Raw genomic sequence first — 18,502 nt, forward strand, 5'->3', positions numbered from 1 at the left:
AGGAACTGGTCCCATGACCGACGACAAGACCCTTCGGTACCTCAAGAAGGTCACGGCAGAACTGCACAGCACCCGGCAGCGGCTGGTCGAGGCGGAGACCGCGCGGCACGAGCCGGTCGCCGTCGTCGGCATGGGCTGCCGCTATCCCGGCGGCGTGACCACGCCGGAGGAACTGTGGCAGCTCGTACGGGACGGGCGGGACGCCGTGTCCGGGTTCCCGACGAACCGCGGCTGGGACCTCGCCGGGCTGTTCGACCCGGACCCGGACCGGCGCGGCAGGTCCTACGCCAGGGAGGGCGGGTTCCTGCACGACGCTGGGCTGTTCGACGCGGACTTCTTCGGCATCGGCCCGAGGGAGGCACTGGCGATGGACCCGCAGCAGCGCCTGTTGTTGGAAGTGTCGTGGGAGGCCGTGGAACGTGCCGGGCTGGACCCGGAGTCGCTGCGCGGCAGCCGCACCGGCGTCTTCACCGGGCTGATGTACCAGGACCACGTCACCCGGCTCTTCCCCACGCCGGAAGAGATCGAAGGGCTGCTCGGCGCGGGCGGCGCGGGGAGTGTGGCGTCGGGGCGGATCGCGTACACGCTGGGGCTGGAGGGGCCAGCGCTGACGGTCGACACGGCGTGCTCGTCGTCGCTGGTCGCCCTGCACCTGGCTGTACGGTCCCTGCGACTGGGTGAGTGCGACCTCGCGCTGGCCGGCGGCGCCACCGTCATGTCGACCCCCATGACCTTCATCGAGTTCAGCCGCCAACGCGGACTGGCCCCCGACGGGCGTTGCAAGGCATTCGGCGCTGCGGCGGACGGCGTGGGCTGGGGCGAGGGCGTCGGCATCCTTGTCGTGGAACGGCTGTCGGACGCCGAGCGCAACGGGCACCGCGTCCTGGCCGTCATCCGTGGCTCCGCCGTCAACCAGGACGGCGCCTCCAACGGCCTCACCGCCCCTAGCGGGCCCGCCCAACAGCGTGTGATCTGGGACGCGTTGCGGGACGCCGGGTCCTCCCCCGCCGACGTCGACGTCGTCGAGGCGCACGGCACGGGAACGAACCTGGGCGACCCCATCGAGGCGAACGCGCTGCTGGCGACGTACGGACGGGAACGCGAACGGCCGCTGTGGCTGGGCTCGGTGAAATCCAACATCGGACACACCCAGGCCGCCGCCGGAGCCGCCGGCGTGCTGAAGATGGTCATGGCACTCCAGCACGGAGAACTGCCCCGTACCCTGCACGTCGACGAGCCGTCCCCGCACGTCGACTGGTCCGCCGGACCCGTACGTCTGCTGACCGAAGCCAGGGACTGGGAAGAGGCCGAGGGCCCGCGCCGGGCCGCCATCTCCTCCTTCGGCGTCAGCGGTACGAACGCCCACCTCATCCTCGAAGCGCCCCGCGGGACGTACGCGGCGGAACCGGCCGGCGACGAAGGTCGGGACGCTGCCTGGGGCAGCCCTTGGGACGTCGCCTGGGTGCTGTCGGCCAAGTCGGAACCGGCTCTGGCCGCTCAGGCCCGACGTCTGCTGACCCACGTCACCGAGCACCCCGAAGACTCCCCACAGGCCATCTCCCACGCCCTGACGACCACCCGCACCACCACCTTCCCCCACCGCGCCGTCCTGACCGCCGCCACCGCACCGGACCAGCTCCACAACGCTCTCAGCGCGCTGGCCACCGGGCAGGACGACCCGTCAGTGATCCGGGGCACCGCCCGGCCCACCGGAGCCGGACCGGTCTTCGTCTTCCCAGGTCAAGGCAGCCAGTACCCCGGTATGACGGCCGAACTGCTGGAGACCAACGCCACCTACGCGCACGCCATCACCGCCTGCGAGGACGCCCTCGCTCCCTGGGTCGACTGGTCGCTGACCGATGTCCTACGGGGTGCCCCGGACGCCCCCGCACTCGACCGCGTCGACGTGGTCCAGCCCGCCCTCTTCGCGGTCCTCGTCGCGCTCGCCCGTACCTGGCAGCACCTGGGCATCCACCCCACCGCCGTCACCGGCCACTCCCAGGGCGAGATCGCCGCCGCCCACATCGCCGGCGCCCTCACTCTCCCCGACGCCGCCCGCATCAGCGCTCTCCGCGCCCGAGCTCTCCTCCCCCTCACCGGCCACGGCGCCATGGCTTCCATCAACCTTACGCCGCACACCGTGCAGGAACTCCTGCCGCTCGACACCACCATCGCCGCCGTCAACAGCCCCACCACAACCGTCATCTCCGGACCCGCCGACCAGATCCAGCAAGCCCTCACCCGCGCCACCGAAACCCACAACGCCCGCACCCGCCTCCTCCCGGTCGACTACGCCTCCCACTCCCCCCAGATCGAACAGATCCGGGACCGCCTGCGCTCCGAACTCGACGGCATCACCCCCCGCGACACCGGCGTTCCCATGTTCTCCACGCTCCTCGGCCGCTTCGTCGAGGGTGCGGAACTCACCCCCGACTACTGGTTCCGCAACCTCCGCGAACCCGTACAGTTCCACACCGCCATCACCCACCTCCTCCAAGCAGGCCACCACACCTACATCGAAACCAGCCCCCACCCCGTCCTCACCCCCGCCATCGAAGAAACCGCCACCACCCACGAAAACACCCGCATCCACACCACCGGAACCCTCCACCGCAACCACCCCGACACCCACCACCTCCACACCACAGCCGCCCACCTCCACACCCACGGCCACACCATCACCTGGCCCACCCACACCAACCAACCGACCACCAACCTCCCCACCTACCCCTTCCAACACCAACACCACTGGCTGGACGCCGCACCACCCGTCGGCAGCTCAGATGTACGGGACGAGCTGTTCACCATCCGGTGGGAACCGGCGGGAGACCATGCCCCGGCCGTCGACCGGCCCGGACGCAACCTCTCGCCGGGCGACCTGGTGGTGCTGAGCGGACCGTACGCCGCCACCGAAGACGGAGAACCGCACCCCGACGCCGCCACAGCCGTGCTGCCCCTCTGGCTCCTCCCGGACGCCGACGAAGACGCCGACGAGGCCGGGTCCGCCCTCGACCGCGCCCGTACCGGTGTGACACACGCGGTGACCGTGATGCAGCAGTGGCTGGGTGACGCGCGCTGGGCTGACGGACCGCTGGTCGTCGCCACGTCGGGTGCGGTCGCCGTGCGGGATGAGCGTACGGACGGCTTCGGGGACGCGGCGGTATGGGGAGCGGTGCGTGCGGCGCAGGCCGAGAATCCCGGCCGTATCGTGCTGGTGGACGTCGAGGACCGTGACGCGCTCACCGATGCGGTCGCTGCGGTGCTCGCGAGTGGCGAGCCCGAAGCCGCCGTACGCGATGGGCAGTTGCTCGTACCCCAACTGTCGGCGGTGGCCCCGGCGTCCGCCGCGGGGCCGGCTCCGGACCCGGCGGGCACCGTCCTGGTGACCGGCCGGCCCGACCCCTCGGCCGTGCGGCATCTGGTGGCCCGTGGCGTACGTCATTTCACGGTGCTCACCGGCCCGGACGGCGAAGCCACAAAGATCACCGAGGCCATGACCGACTCCGCCTTCCCGTGCGAGGTCCACGCCGTCCCCTGGGACAGCACCGACCCACCGCAACTCACCGCCATCCTGGCCGAGCTGTCGCGGCCGCTGGCCGGTGTCCTGCACGGCGTACCGGCCACGGACGACGGCGTACTCGGCTCCCTTGCGCCGGACGGGCTCGACGCCGCCCTGCTCCAGGTGGCCGCACCGGTGTGGTGGCTGCACGAAGCGACTCTCGGCCTCGCGCCGGCCTTCTTCCTCGTGACCTCCCCAACGGCGGGCCTGCTGCCCAGGATCGGCGAAGTGGCCCAGGCGAGCGGCACCGCCTTCGTGACCGCTCTCGTCCAGCACCGGGCCGCCCTGGGGCTGCCGGGCCAGGTGATCGCCTGGGAGCGCGACGCGGACGGCGGACGGCACGGCACGTCGCCCCTGTCCGACGACCGGGCCGCCGACCTGCTCGGTGCGGCGGACGGCGGGCCGTCGGTACTCGTACCGCTGGGCCTCGTTGCCGGAGAACTGGCGGACCGGGAGCAGTACGGGGGCCTGCCGCCGCTGCTGGCCGCGCTGGCCCGTACCCGTATCCGCGACGGCGGCCGTACAGACCCGCAGGACGGACGGCCCGGCGGCGGCGCTTCGGACGCGGAGCGCCTGCGGGAGCGGCTGACCGGGCTCCCGGCGGACGAAGCGGACGAGGTGCTGACCGAGTTGGTGCGGCGCCAGGTGGCCGCCGCGCTCGGTCACGCCTCTGCTGCCGACATCGATCCGGACCGGGCCTTCCGCGATCTGGGGCTCGACTCGCTGCTCGCCGTCGAGCTGCGCAACCGGATCGGCGCCGCGACGGACCTGCGGCTGCCCGCGGGGCTGCTCTTCGACCAGCCGAACGCCGCGGCGCTGGCCGTGCACCTGCGGACGCTGCTGGCGCCGCCCGAGAAGGCGCCCTCGGCCGCCGTCTTCGCCGAGCTCGACCGCGTCGAGGCGCTGGTGGGCGAGGCGGCCACGCACGACGAGGACGTGCGCGCCGGTGTCGTGGCGCGCCTGCGGGAGATGGCGGACCGGCTGACGGGCCGGGCGGCGGACGGCGCGGCGGCGGACCGCGACCGCGTACGGACGGCAACCGACGAGGAGCTGTTCAGCCTCATCGACGGACTCGACTCGACCATCTGACGACGGAACGGAACGCGGGGTGGACACCGTGCACAGCAACGAAGAACGGCTCCGGGACTATCTCAAGCGGGTGACGGGCGACCTCCAGGCGGCCCGCGCCCGGGTGCGGGAACTGGAGGAGGACACCCGGGACGCCGTCGCCGTCATCGGCATGGGCTGCCGCTGGCCCGGGGGCGTCTCCTCCCCCGACGACCTGTGGCGGTTGCTGACCGGCGACGCCGACGGCATCACCGCGTTCCCGGACAACCGTGGCTGGGACGTGGCGGGGCTGTACGACCCCACGCCCGGCACACCGGGCCGTACCCATGTCCGTACCGGCGGGTTCCTGCACGACGCGGACCTGTTCGACGCGGAGTTCTTCGGCATCGACGACGCCGAGGCGACCATGATGGACCCGCAGCAGCGGCTGCTGCTGGAGACCGGCTGGGAGGCGGTGGAGGACGCCCGGATCGACCCGCGCACCCTGCGCGGCAGCGACACCGGCGTGTTCCTCGGCATGGCGCGGCAGCCGTACGGGGACACGGTCGACGCCTTTCCCGAAGACGGCATCGGCCACCGGATGACCGGCTCGATCACGAGCGTGGCCGCCGGCCGGCTCTCCTACACCTTCGGCTTCGAAGGGCCGAGTACGACCCTGGACGCGGCCTGCGCCTCGGGGCTCGTCGCCCTGCACCTGGCCCGGCAGTCGCTGCGCAACCGGGACTGTTCGCTGGCGCTCGTCGGCGCCGCCACGGTCATGGCGGACGCGGAGATCTTCCTGGAGTACAGCAGGCAGGACGCGATGGCGCCGGACGGCCGCTGCAAGTCGTTCTCCGCGGCGGCCGACGGCGCCGGGTGGGCGGACGGTGTGGGGGTCGTCCTGCTGGAACGGCTCTCGGACGCGGTACGCAACGGCCGCCGCATCCTGGCCGTCGTCCGCGGCAGCGCCGTCAACCACGACGGTGCGAGCAATGGTCTGACCGCGCCCAACGGCCCGTCGCAGCAGCGGATGATCCGCAAGGCACTGGCCGACGCCCGGCTGTCGCCGACACAGATCGACCTGGTCGAGGGGCACGGTACGGGTACGCCGCTCGGCGACGCCATCGAGGCCAACGCGCTGCTCGCCGCGTACGGGGCGGAGCGCGACCGGCCGCTGTGGCTGGGCTCGGTCAAGTCCCACCTCGGGCATCCCCAGGCAGCGGCGGGGATGGCCGGGCTGATGAAGGTGGTACTGGCGCTGCGCCACGGCACGCTGCCGCCGTCCCGGTACGCGGACCGGCCGGCCGAGACGGTGGAACGGTCCCCCGGCGCCCTCCGTCTGGTGGCGCGGGCGGCGCCGTGGCCGGAGACCGGGCAGCCGCGCCGGGCGGCGGTGTCGGCCTTCGGCGTCAGCGGCACCAACGTCCACACGATCCTGGAACAGGCACCGGAACCGACCGGTACGACGCCCGCTGCGGAGCCTGGCGACCGTGCGGTGCCGTGGGTGCTCTCGGGCCGTACGCCCGATGCCCTGCGTGACCAGGCGCGGCGGCTGCTGGCCGATCTGGCGGCGCGGCCCGGCCGGTCCGTACGGGACATCGGCTGGTCACTGGCGCTGACCAGGGCGTCCTTCGCACACCGCGCCGCGCTGCTCGGCGGCGACCGGGACGCGTTGACGGCGGGGCTGCGCGCGGTGGCGGACGGACGGGCCGCAGCGGAGGTCGTCCGGAGCGGCACCAGCGGCCGTCGGCAGATCGTCTTCGCTTTCCCGGAGTACGGCGGAGCAGCCGACCGGGACGCCTGGGCAGAGCTGGTGGCCACCCTGCGCGACCGGTCGCCCGGCTTCTCCGCCCTGTACGAGCGCTGCCGTACGGCTGCGGAGGCGTCGCTCGCCGACGCGGCGGACACCGAGGTCGACGCCCAGGTGACGGCGTACGCCGCGATGGCGGCCCTCGCCAACCTGTGGCGGTCCTGCGGCGTGCGCCCGGCCGCCGTCGTCGGTGACGGGCTCGGCGAGATCGCCGCGGCCTGTGCCGTGGGGGCGGTACGGCCGGAGGACGGCGCGCGGATGGCCGCGCTGCGCGGCAGCGGCGGCGATCCCGGCGCTGCGGCACCGGCCGTCGCGGAGACGGACGCCGCTTCCTGGTACTCCGCCGGGCAGGCCACCGAACTCGTCCTCGGTACGGTGCCGGCCGGGCACTGGCGGTCCGCCCCGGCGGGCTCCGAAGCGCTGGAGAAGGCGTTCGCGCAGTGGGACGGCCCGCTCGTGATCTGGTTCGGGGCGCCTGGTGGTACGGGGTTCGGGGTGCCTGGTGGCAAGGAGATCGGGCTGTCTGGTGGTACGGAGGCAGGCGCGTCGGCCGAGGTTCCGGACCGGCCGGGGGCAGCGGTCGTGATTCCCGGCGCCCGCTGCGGGGACGCGGGCGACCCGCTGCTGCCGGGGCTGGCGATGGCGTTCGCGTACGGCGCGTCCCCGGACTGGCGGGCGGCGTACGACGGCATCGGCGGCCGGGCGGTCTCCCTGCCCACGTACGCCTTCCAGCGCCGCAGCTACTGGCTCGGCCGCGACGACCGCGAGGGCCCTGACGCCCCCGAGGGCCACGACGACCGCGACCATCACGACAACCAGCACGCCGCCGCTGCGGCCCCCGGCCCGGTGAGCGCCTCATGACCGGCACGCCGTCCACCACGACCGACACGCCGTTCACCGGCGCCTTCTGGGCCGCCCGGGCCGCCGAACAGGAAGAGGTCTTCCACGAACTGCGGCAACGACCGCCCTCCTGGCACCCACTCGTCCCCGAGGCCGGTGTGCTGTCGGCCAAGGAGGGGGACGGGTTCTGGGCGGTCGTCCGGCACGCGGACATCCTCGAAGTGAGCCGCGCCCCCGCGGCCTTCTGTTCCGGTCGCGGCATGCTGCTCGACGACTTCCCGCCGGAGATCCTCCAGGCGACCCAGTCCTTCATCGCCATGGACGACCCGCGTCACGCTCAGTTGCGTCGGCTGGTGGTCGCCGCCTTCACGCCCCGGCGCCTGGCGGCCATCAGGGAGCAGATCGCCGCCCAGGCCCGGCAGATCGTGGACGGCCTTCTCGCCGCCGGTGACTGCGACTTCGTGGCTCAGGTGTCCCGCCGCCTGCCGGTGTGGACCATCGCCGAGATGATGGGGGTACCGGCGTCGCTCCACGACGAGCTGGCCACGGCGGCCGACGTCCCGCTGTCCGTCCACGAGGAGTCCGTGCACCGGGGCCGCGATCCGATGCGTGTGGTCGCCGAGGCCGTCGAGTTCGTCACCGGCATCGGCACCGACCTGGCCCGGGCCCGCCGCCGCCGGCCGGCCGACGACCTGATGACCAGTCTGGTGCAGACGGAGATCGACGGTGCCAGGCTGACCGACCAGGAGATCGGCGCCTTCTTCAACCTCCTGGTCACCGCGGGCTTCGACACGACGCGCAACACCATCAGCCATACGGCGCTGGCGCTCACCGCCCACCCCCGGCAACGGGAGCTGCTCCGCGCGGACTTCCCGGGGCTGGCGAAGACTGCGGTCGAGGAGTTCGTCCGCTGGTCCACCCCGGTACTGACGTTCCGGCGCACCGCCACGCGGGACGTGGAGCTGGGCGGCGCGCGCATCGCCGAAGGGGACAAGGTCGTCCTGTTCTACCTGTCGGGCAACCGGGACGAGCGGGTGTTCACCGACCCCCTCGCCTTCGACGTCCGGCGCTCACCCAACCCGCACGTGAGTTTCGGTGGCGGCGGGCCGCACCACTGTCTCGGCGCCGTCGTGGCGCGTACGCAACTGACCGAACTCTTCGGTGAACTGCTGCGCCGGGCGCCGGATTTCGAGGTGGGAGACGCCTCCTACCTGCACAGCAATTTCGTCCACGGCATCACGCGCCTGCCGTGCGCGCTGCCGCGTGGACACCGGAACCGAACTGGAGCAGAGCGTTGAGCGACACAGCAAGCCGTACGGACGAGAGCGCCGGGCCGCGGCACACCGGCGACAGCACGGTGGTCAAGCCGGGCGACCCCCGGTACGTGGACCTGATCTCCGGCACCAACCAGCGGTTCATCGGCAGCCCGGAACGCATCAGGCTGATCACCTCCACGGCCGACGCGGTGCACGCCGTCCAGGAGGCCGTGCGCGAGGGCAAGCGCATCGCGGTGCGCAGCGGAGGGCACTGCGTCGAGGACTTCGTGTGCAACCCGGACGTGGAAGTCGTGCTCGACATGACGCGGATGTCGCGCATCGAGTTCGACCACGCGCGTCAGGCATTCGCCGTGGAGAGCGGCGCGCTGCTGTTCAACGTCTACGAGCAGCTCTACCGGCGCTGGGGCGTCGTCATTCCGGGCGGCATCTGCTATTCGGTCGCCGTCGGCGGGCATGTCTGCGGTGGTGGGTACGGCATGCTGTCGCGCACCCTCGGGCTGACGGTGGACCACCTGGAGGCCGTCGAGGTGGTGTGCGTCGACGCCCAAGGCAAGGCGTACAGCGTGGTGGCGAGCCGGGACCCGGACGATCCGAACCATGATCTGTGGTGGGCCCACACCGGTGGTGGGGGCGGCAACTTCGGGCTGGTGACGCGTTACTGGTTCCGTACGCCCGGCCGTACCGGTACCGACCCGTCGCAACTGCTGGTCGCCCCGCCCGCCAAGGTCCTGTTCGGCCAGACGGCCGTCCCCTGGGACCGGCTGCCGGAGGCGGACTTCCGCCGGCTGCTCCTGAACTACGGTGCCTGGAGCGAGCAGAACAGCGCGCCGGGCTCGCCGGGCGCGGAAGTCTCCAGTGTCCTGGTGCTCAACCACCGCGCCGGCGGCCCGGTGGCACTGGTCAGCCAGATCGACGCGGAGCGGCCCGGTGCGCGGGACCGGCTGCGCGGCTTCCTCACCGCACTGGTCGAGGGCACTTCCGTCCAAGGCGATCCCACCGTCACCGAAGCCGTCCAGGAACTGACCTGGCTGCAGGCCAACCGGCACCTGGTCACCATCATCGGCAACCAGCCGATCCCCTCGGTCCGCGGCGCCACCAAGTCCGCGTACCTGCGCACCAACTACTCCACCGACCAGGCCGCCACGATGTACCGGCATCTGAACCGTCCCGACGTGCACAGCCCCGGCGCGATCGTGATGCTGATGCCCTTCGGCGGGCAGATCAACGCGGTGGCCCCGGACGCCACCGCCTCCGCGCAGCGCGACTCGGTCATCAAGATGCGGATCGAGAACTGGTGGGTGAACCCGGCGGACGACGCGTCGAACATCGGCTGGACGCGGGAGATCTTCCAGGACCTGTTCGCGGAGACCGGCGGCGTGCCCGTACCGGACTCCGCCACCGACGGCTGCTACATCAACTACGCGGACGCCGACATGACCGACCCGGAGTTCAACCGGTCCGGCATCCCCTGGCCGGCTCTCTACTACAAGGACAACTATCCGCGTCTGCGCAGGGTGAAGGGACGCTGGGACCCGCGCAACGTGTTCCGGCACCGGATGAGCGTCGAACCGCCGGCCGCGGAGAGCTGAAGTCCGTCTTCGAAGACCGTCGGGTGACGGTGCATGGCGGGGTGATGGTGCATGGCGGGGTGATACGCCGCCGTCACCTTCCTGTTCCGTCATGATCGCGAGCCTCGGTTATGCAGTTGTGCAGCCGCCTGCGCTTGTCCCGCAGGTCCGTCATCTGCTGATCGAGGCGGTCGCGTTCGGCCGCGAGCAGTGCGAGCAGTTCCGGTGGCGTGGCACCGGCGTCGGCGAACGGCAGCACCTCGCGAATGGTTCTGCTGGTCAGGCCCACGGAGTAGAGCTGCTGGATCAACCTGACCCGTTCGACGGCACCGTCCGCGTACCGGCGCTGGCCACCCGGATTCCGGGAGGAGTGGAGCAGGTCCTGCTGCTCGTAATAGCGCAACGCCCGGACGCTGACGCCCGCCTTGGCGGCGACCTCTCCGATCCGCATCCCGACCTCCTGACGCGACTCCACGTCGCGCTTGCACCTGACGTTGGCGTCAGGTTTTAGCGTAGCGGACACCGGTGACAACCACCCCGTCCGAACCCTGGAGCTCGCCTGTGACCAGCACGTCTTCGACTCACTCCACCAGACCGCACAAAACCGTCGTCGTCCTGGGCGCCACGGGGCAGCAGGGCGGAGCGGTCGCCGCGGCGCTGCGGGACGACGGCTGGGCGGTGCGCGCGGTGGTGAGGGACCCGTCCGGCCACCGGGCCCGGGCGCTGTCGGCCCTCGGCGTCGAGACCGTCCGCGGCGACCTCGGCGATCCGGACTCGCTCCGCGCGGCCTTCACCGGCGCCCACGGCGTCTTCAGCGTCCAGCCGAACTCCGGCCAGTCCGGCGCCGAGGTGACCGACGAGGACGAGATCCGCTTCGGCGCGGCGGTGGCCGAGATCGCCGAGCACCGCGGCGTCGCCCACCTCGTCTACAGTTCGGCGGTCACCGCGGGTTCGACAACGGGCGTGCACCACCTCGACACCAAGAACCGTATCGAGGCCCATGTCCGGAACCTGGGCATCGCCGGAACCATCATCCGGCCGGCCACCTTCATGGAGCTCCTGGTGACCCCCGCGACGGGGCTCGACCGGGGACAATTGTCCTTCCTGATGCGCCCGGACCAAGCCATGCAGTTCATCGCGGTGCGCGACATCGGCCGTATCGTCGCCAAGGTCTTCGGCTCCCCCGATCGCTACGCCGGTCGCACCATGGAGATCGCCGGAGACGCCCTCACCGGCAACGCCCTGGCCGAGCATCTGACCCGGGCCGCCGGCCGGAAGATCAACTACAGCCGCCTGCCGACGACACCGCTCGCACAGGACGAGATCCTTCGCAAGCTGGAAGCACTGGTGGACGACGGCAGGCTGACGGGAAACGCGGACCTCGACGCGTTGCGTGCGGAGTTTCCCTTCCTGTTGCGCTTCGACCGCTGGCTGTCAGGCCCTGGGGCGGGCCTCCTCGCCGAGGCGCTGCATGCCCCCTCACCCGCTGGTCCTTGACGACGGCCCCTGGCCGGCTCCCGCCCGCTCCGTCCCCGAGTGCCAGGCACTGGCATCCGGGGACGGAGCTTCACGCGAAGTCGGTCAACAGGGGCCGGTCGGCAGGAAGCCGGTCAGCAGGAGCCGAGGTCCTGCCAGACACCCCACTCGCCTGTGGTGCCGGGTTCTTCGCCCGTCGTCCACCACTTGGCCTTCCAGGTGTGCCCGCGGTGCGCGACCTGCTGGCCCGCGGTGTACACCGTGCCGACGGCCCAGGGTGCGGCCGTGCACTGGCCGCCGCTGCCGCCGGTGACGGTCAGGGCGTAGGTCGCCGTGTGGCTGCCGGAGGGGCCGGTGCCGGTGACGGTGATGCGGTGGGTGCCGGACGGCGTGGCGGCGGTCGTGGTGAGGGTCAGGGTGGCCGAGCCGCCCGCCGTGACGGAGTCGGGGCTGAGCGCGGCGGTGACGCCCGCGGGGGCGCCGCTGACCTTCAGGTCCACCTTCTGGGCCGCGCCGGCGGTCACCGCGGTGCGCACCGTGGTGGTGGCCGTACCACCGGCCGTCACCGATCCGGCGGCGGGTGCGGCGGTGACCGAGAAGTCGTTCTGCGGGGTGCTGGAGCCGCTGGTGAAGGGCGCGAAGATCCGGGTGAAGTCCCAGGTCTGCTGCTCGATGCCGGAGCAGTTGTCCCGGGCCGGGCCTCCGGGGCAACTGCCGTTGTCCCGTTGCAGCGCCCAGAACGACAGGGTGTTGATCTTCTTGGCCTTGGCCCAGTCGTAGACCTGCCGGGCGTTGGCCAGGGTGAAGGTCTCGGCCGGGCCGAAGTCGTCGACGCCGGGCATCTCGGTGACGCCGATCATGCTCCAGAGCTGGGCGTCGCTCTTGTCCGGGTAGAGCCGCGCGAGCTGGTCGCGCAGGCCCTGGGCGGCGGTCTCGGTGTCGCGTGCCATGTCATGGGCGGCGTTGTCGTAGTAGTCGAACGTCATCAGGTTGACCACGTCGACCCGGGCGCCGTTCTGCACCGCGTTCTTCAGCAGGGCGACGCCGTTGGCGGCGGGGCCGCGGGTGGTCGTGGGCAGGGTGTAGGAGATTTCGAGCTTCCGGCCGTTGGCCGCCGCCCAGTCCTGTACGAGTTTGATCGCCTTGTTCCGCCGGTCGATGCCCGCGGTGTTGTCCAGCGCGTCGACTTCGATGTCCATGTCGAGCCGGCTGATGTCGTAGGTCGTGACGACCTTCTGGTACGCGGCGGCGATCTGCTGGACGTCGGTGCAACTGTCGGCGATCTCGGTGCCGGTGGTGTCGGCGGTGTAGCCGCCGAACGAGGGGATGGCGTCACCACCCCTGGCCTGCAGGGTCTTGATGTCGTCGCCGAAGGTGGCCGGGGAGATCGGCATGCTGGTGCTGCCGTTCCACAGGGGCGTGCAGGAGCCCTTGGCGGCCGTCTGGATGAACGCCATCGTCAGGTGCTTGGCGCCCGACTCGGCGGACATCGCGGCGGGGCTCTGGCCGGTCCAGGATTCGAAGTAGGGGGCCAAGACCTGGGCCGGGAGGGGGGTGGCCGCCGCCGCGGTGCCGGTGCCGGTTCCGGCGAGGCCGAGCGCGGTGGCGGCGGTGACCGCGGCGGCGAGGGCCGCCCGTAAGGGGTGCTTGGGTCTCATGTCTGTTCCGTCCAGCCGAAGGGGGTGTCCAGCTCGCCCCGTGCGGTACACGGGACGGGGAAGAAAGTCCCCCCGAGAGCACGAACATGTCAATGGTCTGGACCAAACTAGGACTAGACCAATCGGCGCCGAGGGGCGGATGAACGCCCGCCGCCTCCGTGCACGGTGAGGAGTGATCATGGCCGGTGCGGACGAACCCGGTACGGCCCGGCGTGAGGTGTTCGCGCTGCTGGAGCGCGTGGACACGGTCGACGAGTTCTTCGGGCGGCTCGCCGACGACGTGCGGTGGACACTGTTCGGCAAGCACCCGCTGGCCGGGTCCTACCGGGGGCGGGAGGAGTTCGTCCCCGCCACGATCGGCAAGGTGCGGCCGCTGCTCGACGGCGGGCTGCGCTTCCGTATCCGGGGGCTGTACGGCGGCGGGGCGGTGACCGTGGCCGAGATGGACGGGGTCGCCACGGCGAAGGACGGAGTCCCGTACGACCCGTTCTACGTCTGGGTGTGCCGCTTCGAGGGCGAGACCATCGTCGAGGTGAACGCGTACATCGACTCCGCGGCGGCGGCACCTCACTCTTCCTGGGCGTCGCGGACACCGAGACGCTCAACGTGTACGCACGTCTGGAGTCGGCCGGTGAGCTGCGGGCGCGGGTCAGTGTGCTGCTGCTCCCCCTGGAGATGGGCGGCGCGGCCCGGCACCTGCCCGACCGGCTGGTCCAGTTGGAAGGGGTGTGCGCGGCAGCCGACCCGCGGCGGCTGCGCGTACTCGGCGTCAAGCTGTTCGCGGACGGTATTCCGCCGAGCCGTACGGCCTGGATGCACGAGGAGTACGAGGGCGGCGGATACGGCAGTCTCTGTCTGCACGGCCACAGCGACGCCCAGCGGGTCGAGGAGCTGAACACGATCGTGCGGTACGCGCACGCCGCGGGCCACCAGCTCGGCGTGCACATCACCGGGGACCACGGCATCGACGCGGTCGTCGAGGCATTCGAGGCGGCGCAGGCCGAGACCCCTCGCCCGGACGCCCGCCACTACGTCATCCACGGCGACTTCGCCTCGGCCCGCTCGCTCGCCACGCTCGCGCGGCACGGCTGGGGCATCAACATGAACCCCGGCGTCAAGGACGCCACCGCGGACGCGATGGACGCGATCGTGGGGCCCGAACGGTCCGCCTACCAGTGGCCCGTACGCAGCGCCGTGGCGGCCGGCATCCCGGTCACCGCCAGCTCGGACGCGCCCATCACCTACCCCGACTGGCGTCGGGGCGTGGCCTCGATGATGCTGCGGGAGGCGACGGCGAGCGGGCGGCAGAGCGGCCCCGAGCAGTGCGTGGACCTGGAGACCGCGGTCCGCGCGTACACCTCGAACGCCGCGTGGCAGGACTTCGCGGAAAACTGGAAGGGCTCGCTGGAGCCCGGCAAGGTGGCGGACATCTGCGTCGTGGACGGTGATCTCGCGCACGCGGATCCGCACGACATCGCGGCGATGCCGGTGGCGATGACGGTTTTCGACGGGGAGATCGTCCATGACATCCGGTGATTCCGTGCGACCGGCCGGCCGGTCGACCTCGCAGCCGTACTCCCAGTCAACCACTCAACCGATCTCTCATCCGACCTCTCAACCAACCTCTGAGCCGACCGCCCTGCCGCCCACCCGGCGGTCCGCCCAACGGTTCGCCCGGCGGCTCACCGGGACACTGTCCGCGCGCTTCGCCCGCTGGGCCGTCGCCCTCTCGCCACGGCGGAAATGGGCGCTGTTCGGCTGCTGGTTCGCGCTCGACGCCGTACTGGCGCTGGCACCTCCGGTGTACTGGGCCGCGGGCGATCCACGGTTCCAGGGCGGACCCGGTATTCCGCTGTCCGTCTGCTACTTCCTCGCTCTCGGCGCGCACATCTCGGCAGGCGTCGTCGCCCTGTACGGCGTCGAGTCGGCCCGCGGCGAGATCGACTGACACCTCCTCGGTACGGAGAGGGGCTCGCCCCAGTGAATGTGTTCCTCGGCTACGGCATGGTGGTGCTCTTCTTCTGCGGGGTGCTCTGCACGCTGTACATCCACCACAGGCGCGACGCCGACTTCACCGACTACGCCGTCGGCGGCCGCAGCTTCGGCAGCGGCTACCAGACCATGTCGGTCCTCAACACCTGGTTCCCCGGCTCGGTCTTCATCGCCGACGCGGGCATGGCGGCGGGCAGCGGGGTGATCGGCTTCCACCTGCTGGTCTACGGCCTGTTCGCCTACCTGCTGATGTATCTGATGTCCCGGCGGGTGTGGATGTGGGGCGAGCGGCACGGGCTGCGCACCCAGTCCGACCTGTTCGGCCTGCGCTACGGCGGAACGGCGTCGCGCACCGTGCCCGCGCTGATCCAGGTCCTGGTCAACTTCCCGATGACCGTGCTCGGGATGCAGGCCATGGGGCTGATCTTCTACTACATCTCGTTCGGCCACCTCAGCTACTCCCAGTCGGTGCTCGCGGGCGTGCTGGTCCTGGTGGCCCGCCAGTTCTGGACGGTGCGCATGGGCATGCGCGGTGTGGTCGTCACGGACTTCTACCAGGGCATGATCGCGTACGTCTTCGGGTCGGTCCTGCTGGTGGGGCTGATCGTCTACCTGGCCGTGAACGGTCACGGGTTCGCGCGGCTGCCCCTGGAGCGGCTGACGCTGCCGGCCGGCGGCGACAGCGGCGGCCTGTATCTCTTCGCGCTGACCTTCACCGGGTCGGTGGGAGGCTGGTGTCTGTCGGGGATGTTCGTCCGGCTCTTCACCGCGGACGGGGTACGGAGCGTCAAACGCTCCGCCGTGTTCGTGATGCCGGCCTCGCTCGTCTTCGCCGGGCTGCTGCTGACCGCCGCCCTGCTGTCCGGGACGCTGCCCGGTGTCTCCGACAACCCCGACCGCGCCCTGTTCACCCTGGCCCGGCACATCGGCGGCCCATGGGTCATCATCGCGATCGCGCTGTGCGTCCTGGCCGCGCAGATCGGCATGGCCGACGGGGTGCTCCAGTCCGTGGGCACCCTCATCTCCAACGACCTGGTGGCCGTGTACCGGCCGATGAACGACAAGGGTCGGCTGCTGGCGGCGAAGATCTCCATCGCCGTCTACACGGTGGCCTCCGCGCTGGTCGCCAATCTCGGGCTCAGCAACCTCATCACGCTGTCGATCATGGCGTACCAGGGCGTGGTGCAGCTCGCCGTCCCGCAGTTCCTCGGCCTCTTCTGGAAGCGCGGCAACCGGACGGGCACGGTCGCCGGAACCGTGGCCGGCTTCGTCACCGCCGCCGGGCTCTCCGCGGTCTACCCCACCTTCATCCCCTGGCTGAACGGCCTGACCTCGGGGATCGTGGGCCTGGCCGTCAACCTCGCGGTGTACGTCGCGTGTGCGTACCTGCTCCCGCAGAGTACGGCGGAGAGGCGGCGGGTCGGGGAGCTGTTCACCGCCACGGCCGTGCCCGGCACGCGGGCCGCACCCAGCAGGACCGCGGCCCCGCCGCCCGGGCCGGCGCAGGCGTGACCGGGGTCAGTTCCGGGGCGGCGGCAGCAGATCAGCGTGCCGGACGGTGTATCCGCCCTTGGTGACGGGGGCGTACGGGGCCGGTGCCATACAGGTGCCCACCTCGGCCTCCGGCGGTGCGGCGGTGCCGCCCGGCAGCAGGTTCACCATCTCCCAGGAGAATCCCACCCGGTCGTCGGAGCGGCCCTGGCCCGCGCCGCCGTCCTGGACGCTGAACCCCAGCCGCTTGCCCGCCCAGGGCGGCCCTCCGGCGCCGACCTTGGTGATGACGGCGGTCAGCGTGGCGGTGTGCGGGCCGGTGACCAGGCAGTCCACCCGGCCTTCCGAGGTGTAGGTGGTGTCCCGCTCGGCCGAGTAGTGGGAGATCTTCACCGTGCCGCGGGCATCGGTGGGCAGGCCGGTCGGAATTCCGGGGAGCGGCTTGCTGTAGGGCGCGGCATGCGCGTCGAAGCTGAACGAGCGGATGTCGTCGTCCTTGACGTACGGCAGCGTGAACTCCGCGCTGCCGGTCACACTCGCGTACACGGGTCTCGCCTGCCGACTGCCGATGTTGGCACCGGCCGACGTGGCACACGCCGTACTCAGTGTGCTCATCGTGGCGAGGACCGTCAGAGAGACGGCCACCTTACGGCGGATGACAGAACGCATGTGATGCTCCGGTGTCGAAGGGGACGTGGGCCGCGCGGGCCGCATCATCGTCGCCGATCGGCGGCCGTCTCCCCATCCACCTGGAGTCGCCACTGCCGTGCACCCGTTTCCCCCGCCCGACGCCACGCCGTCGTCCTCAGGTCGCACGCCGGTGACGGCCGGGCCACCGGGTCTAGGACCGGCGAGGGGGCCGGATGCCGCGGTACTCCCAGTCACCGCCGAAGGCCGTGGACAAGACCTCCTCGGAGGCTGTCGGCTGCGCTCCGCAGTCGTCCCGGACGGGTGTCGGGCCCGCCACGATGTGGTTGGTCAGCCGCCCCAGGCCCTCCGCCTCGACCTCCACCACGTCGCCCGGCCGGACGGGGCGTGAATGCGCGGGCGTGCCCGTGAGGAGGACGTCGCCGGGGGCGAGGGTGATGGTCCGGGCGATGTCGGCGACGAGGTAGTGCATGTCCCACGTCATCTCGTCGGTGGAACCGTCCTGCGCCGGCTCGCCGTTGACGTACGTCCGCAGGTACTTGCCGCGGAAGTCCCACCCGGTCACCAGCCCGGGGCCCAGTGGGCAGAGCGTGTCGGAGCCCTTGACGCGGAGCATCGAGCCGGCGTCGGTGTCGCGGAAGTCGTGCAGGCCGTAGTCGTTGGCGACGGTGTATCCGGCGATGTAGTGGCCGGCGTCGTCCGGTGCGACGTTGCGGCACACGCGGCCGATGACGAGCGCGATCTCGCCCTCGTAGTTGAGGTACTGGCAGCCCTCGGGGCGCACCACCGCTCCCCCGTGCGCGTTGAGTGCGGAGACGGGCTTGTGGAAGTACGTGGGCGCGGGCGGCAGTGATGTCTGGAATTCCTCGACCCTGCTGCGGTGGTTGAGGTGCACGGCGATCACCTTCGAGGGCTGTACGGGCGGCAGGTGCCGGGCGGTGGCCGCCGGCACGCGGCGGCCGTCGCCTGCGATGAGGGCTTCGCCCTCCCGTACGACGTGGACGACGGCGCCGTCGAGCAGGATGCGGCGGTATTCGCGGGTTCCGTCCTGACTGGGGGTGCGTGTTGTGTTCATGGGGCCTCCGTTTCCGGGCACGGGGTGCCCCTGTTGGTGCGTCGCGGGGTGCGGGGGTGTG

The 18,502-nt window shown here is 71.6% G+C and carries 11 protein-coding genes and 1 pseudogene; 8 read left to right on the forward strand and 4 right to left on the reverse strand.

Annotated elements, in window-relative coordinates; genetic code table 11:
* Positions 1-46: 46 nt before the first annotated feature.
* The 4 genes and pseudogenes from EJG53_RS01380 to EJG53_RS01395 form a co-directional block, all read left to right on the forward strand.
* Positions 47-4,648 (forward strand): annotated as a pseudogene (locus EJG53_RS01380) (type I polyketide synthase); the annotation flags it as partial.
* 28 nt (positions 4,649-4,676) lie between these two features.
* Positions 4,677-7,277 (forward strand): type I polyketide synthase, encoded by a 2,601-nt coding sequence (locus EJG53_RS01385; protein ID WP_167515012.1) that lies wholly within the window; start codon positions 4,677-4,679, stop codon positions 7,275-7,277.
* On the forward strand, positions 7,274-8,554 hold the full coding sequence (locus EJG53_RS01390) for a cytochrome P450 (protein ID WP_125043141.1): 1,281 nt from the start codon (positions 7,274-7,276) through the stop codon (positions 8,552-8,554). Before EJG53_RS01385 ends, EJG53_RS01390 begins: the two co-directional genes overlap by 4 nt.
* Positions 8,551-10,122: an FAD-binding oxidoreductase gene (locus EJG53_RS01395; RefSeq protein WP_167515013.1), complete on the forward strand. Its 1,572-nt coding sequence runs from the start codon at positions 8,551-8,553 to the stop codon at positions 10,120-10,122. Before EJG53_RS01390 ends, EJG53_RS01395 begins: the two co-directional genes overlap by 4 nt.
* A 73-nt stretch (positions 10,123-10,195) precedes the next feature.
* Here the strand turns inward: EJG53_RS01395 and EJG53_RS01400 are convergent, their stop codons facing one another.
* Complete coding sequence (locus EJG53_RS01400; RefSeq protein ID WP_125043144.1) at positions 10,196-10,552, reverse strand: MerR family transcriptional regulator; 357 nt, start codon at positions 10,550-10,552, stop codon at positions 10,196-10,198.
* Between the two features lie 110 nt (positions 10,553-10,662).
* Here EJG53_RS01400 and EJG53_RS01405 point away from each other — a divergent pair, with 110 nt between their 5' ends.
* On the forward strand, positions 10,663-11,598 hold the full coding sequence (locus EJG53_RS01405) for an NmrA/HSCARG family protein (protein ID WP_125043146.1): 936 nt from the start codon (positions 10,663-10,665) through the stop codon (positions 11,596-11,598).
* Between the two features lie 113 nt (positions 11,599-11,711).
* Here EJG53_RS01405 and EJG53_RS01410 read toward each other — a convergent pair whose 3' ends face one another.
* Entirely contained in the window at positions 11,712-13,235 is a 1,524-nt protein-coding gene (locus tag EJG53_RS01410) for a chitinase (RefSeq protein ID WP_125043148.1), read from the reverse strand.
* Between the two features lie 606 nt (positions 13,236-13,841).
* Between EJG53_RS01410 and EJG53_RS01415 the strand changes: the two genes are divergently transcribed.
* The 3 genes from EJG53_RS01415 to EJG53_RS01420 are packed head-to-tail and all read left to right on the forward strand — an operon-like array spanning position 13,842 to position 16,739.
* Positions 13,842-14,771, forward strand: coding sequence for an amidohydrolase (locus EJG53_RS01415; protein WP_307721665.1), 930 nt, complete (start codon positions 13,842-13,844; stop codon positions 14,769-14,771).
* Positions 14,758-15,183, forward strand: coding sequence for a PT domain-containing protein (locus EJG53_RS40920; RefSeq protein WP_167515014.1), 426 nt, complete (start codon positions 14,758-14,760; stop codon positions 15,181-15,183). Before EJG53_RS01415 ends, EJG53_RS40920 begins: the two co-directional genes overlap by 14 nt.
* 32 nt (positions 15,184-15,215) lie before the next feature.
* Positions 15,216-16,739 (forward strand): sodium:solute symporter family protein, encoded by a 1,524-nt coding sequence (locus EJG53_RS01420; protein ID WP_167515015.1) that lies wholly within the window; start codon positions 15,216-15,218, stop codon positions 16,737-16,739.
* Between the two features lie 6 nt (positions 16,740-16,745).
* Here EJG53_RS01420 and EJG53_RS01425 read toward each other — a convergent pair whose 3' ends face one another.
* Both EJG53_RS01425 and EJG53_RS01430 read right to left on the reverse strand, forming a co-directional pair.
* Positions 16,746-17,387, reverse strand: coding sequence for a hypothetical protein (locus EJG53_RS01425; protein ID WP_125043154.1), 642 nt, complete (start codon positions 17,385-17,387; stop codon positions 16,746-16,748).
* A 172-nt stretch (positions 17,388-17,559) separates the two neighbouring features.
* Positions 17,560-18,441, reverse strand: a complete 882-nt coding sequence (locus EJG53_RS01430) for a fumarylacetoacetate hydrolase family protein (protein WP_125043156.1) — start codon at positions 18,439-18,441, stop codon at positions 17,560-17,562.
* Between the last annotated feature and the right edge of the window lie 61 nt (positions 18,442-18,502).

The sequence above is a fragment of the Streptomyces chrestomyceticus JCM 4735 genome (assembly GCF_003865135.1).
Classification (GTDB): domain Bacteria; phylum Actinomycetota; class Actinomycetes; order Streptomycetales; family Streptomycetaceae; genus Streptomyces; species Streptomyces chrestomyceticus.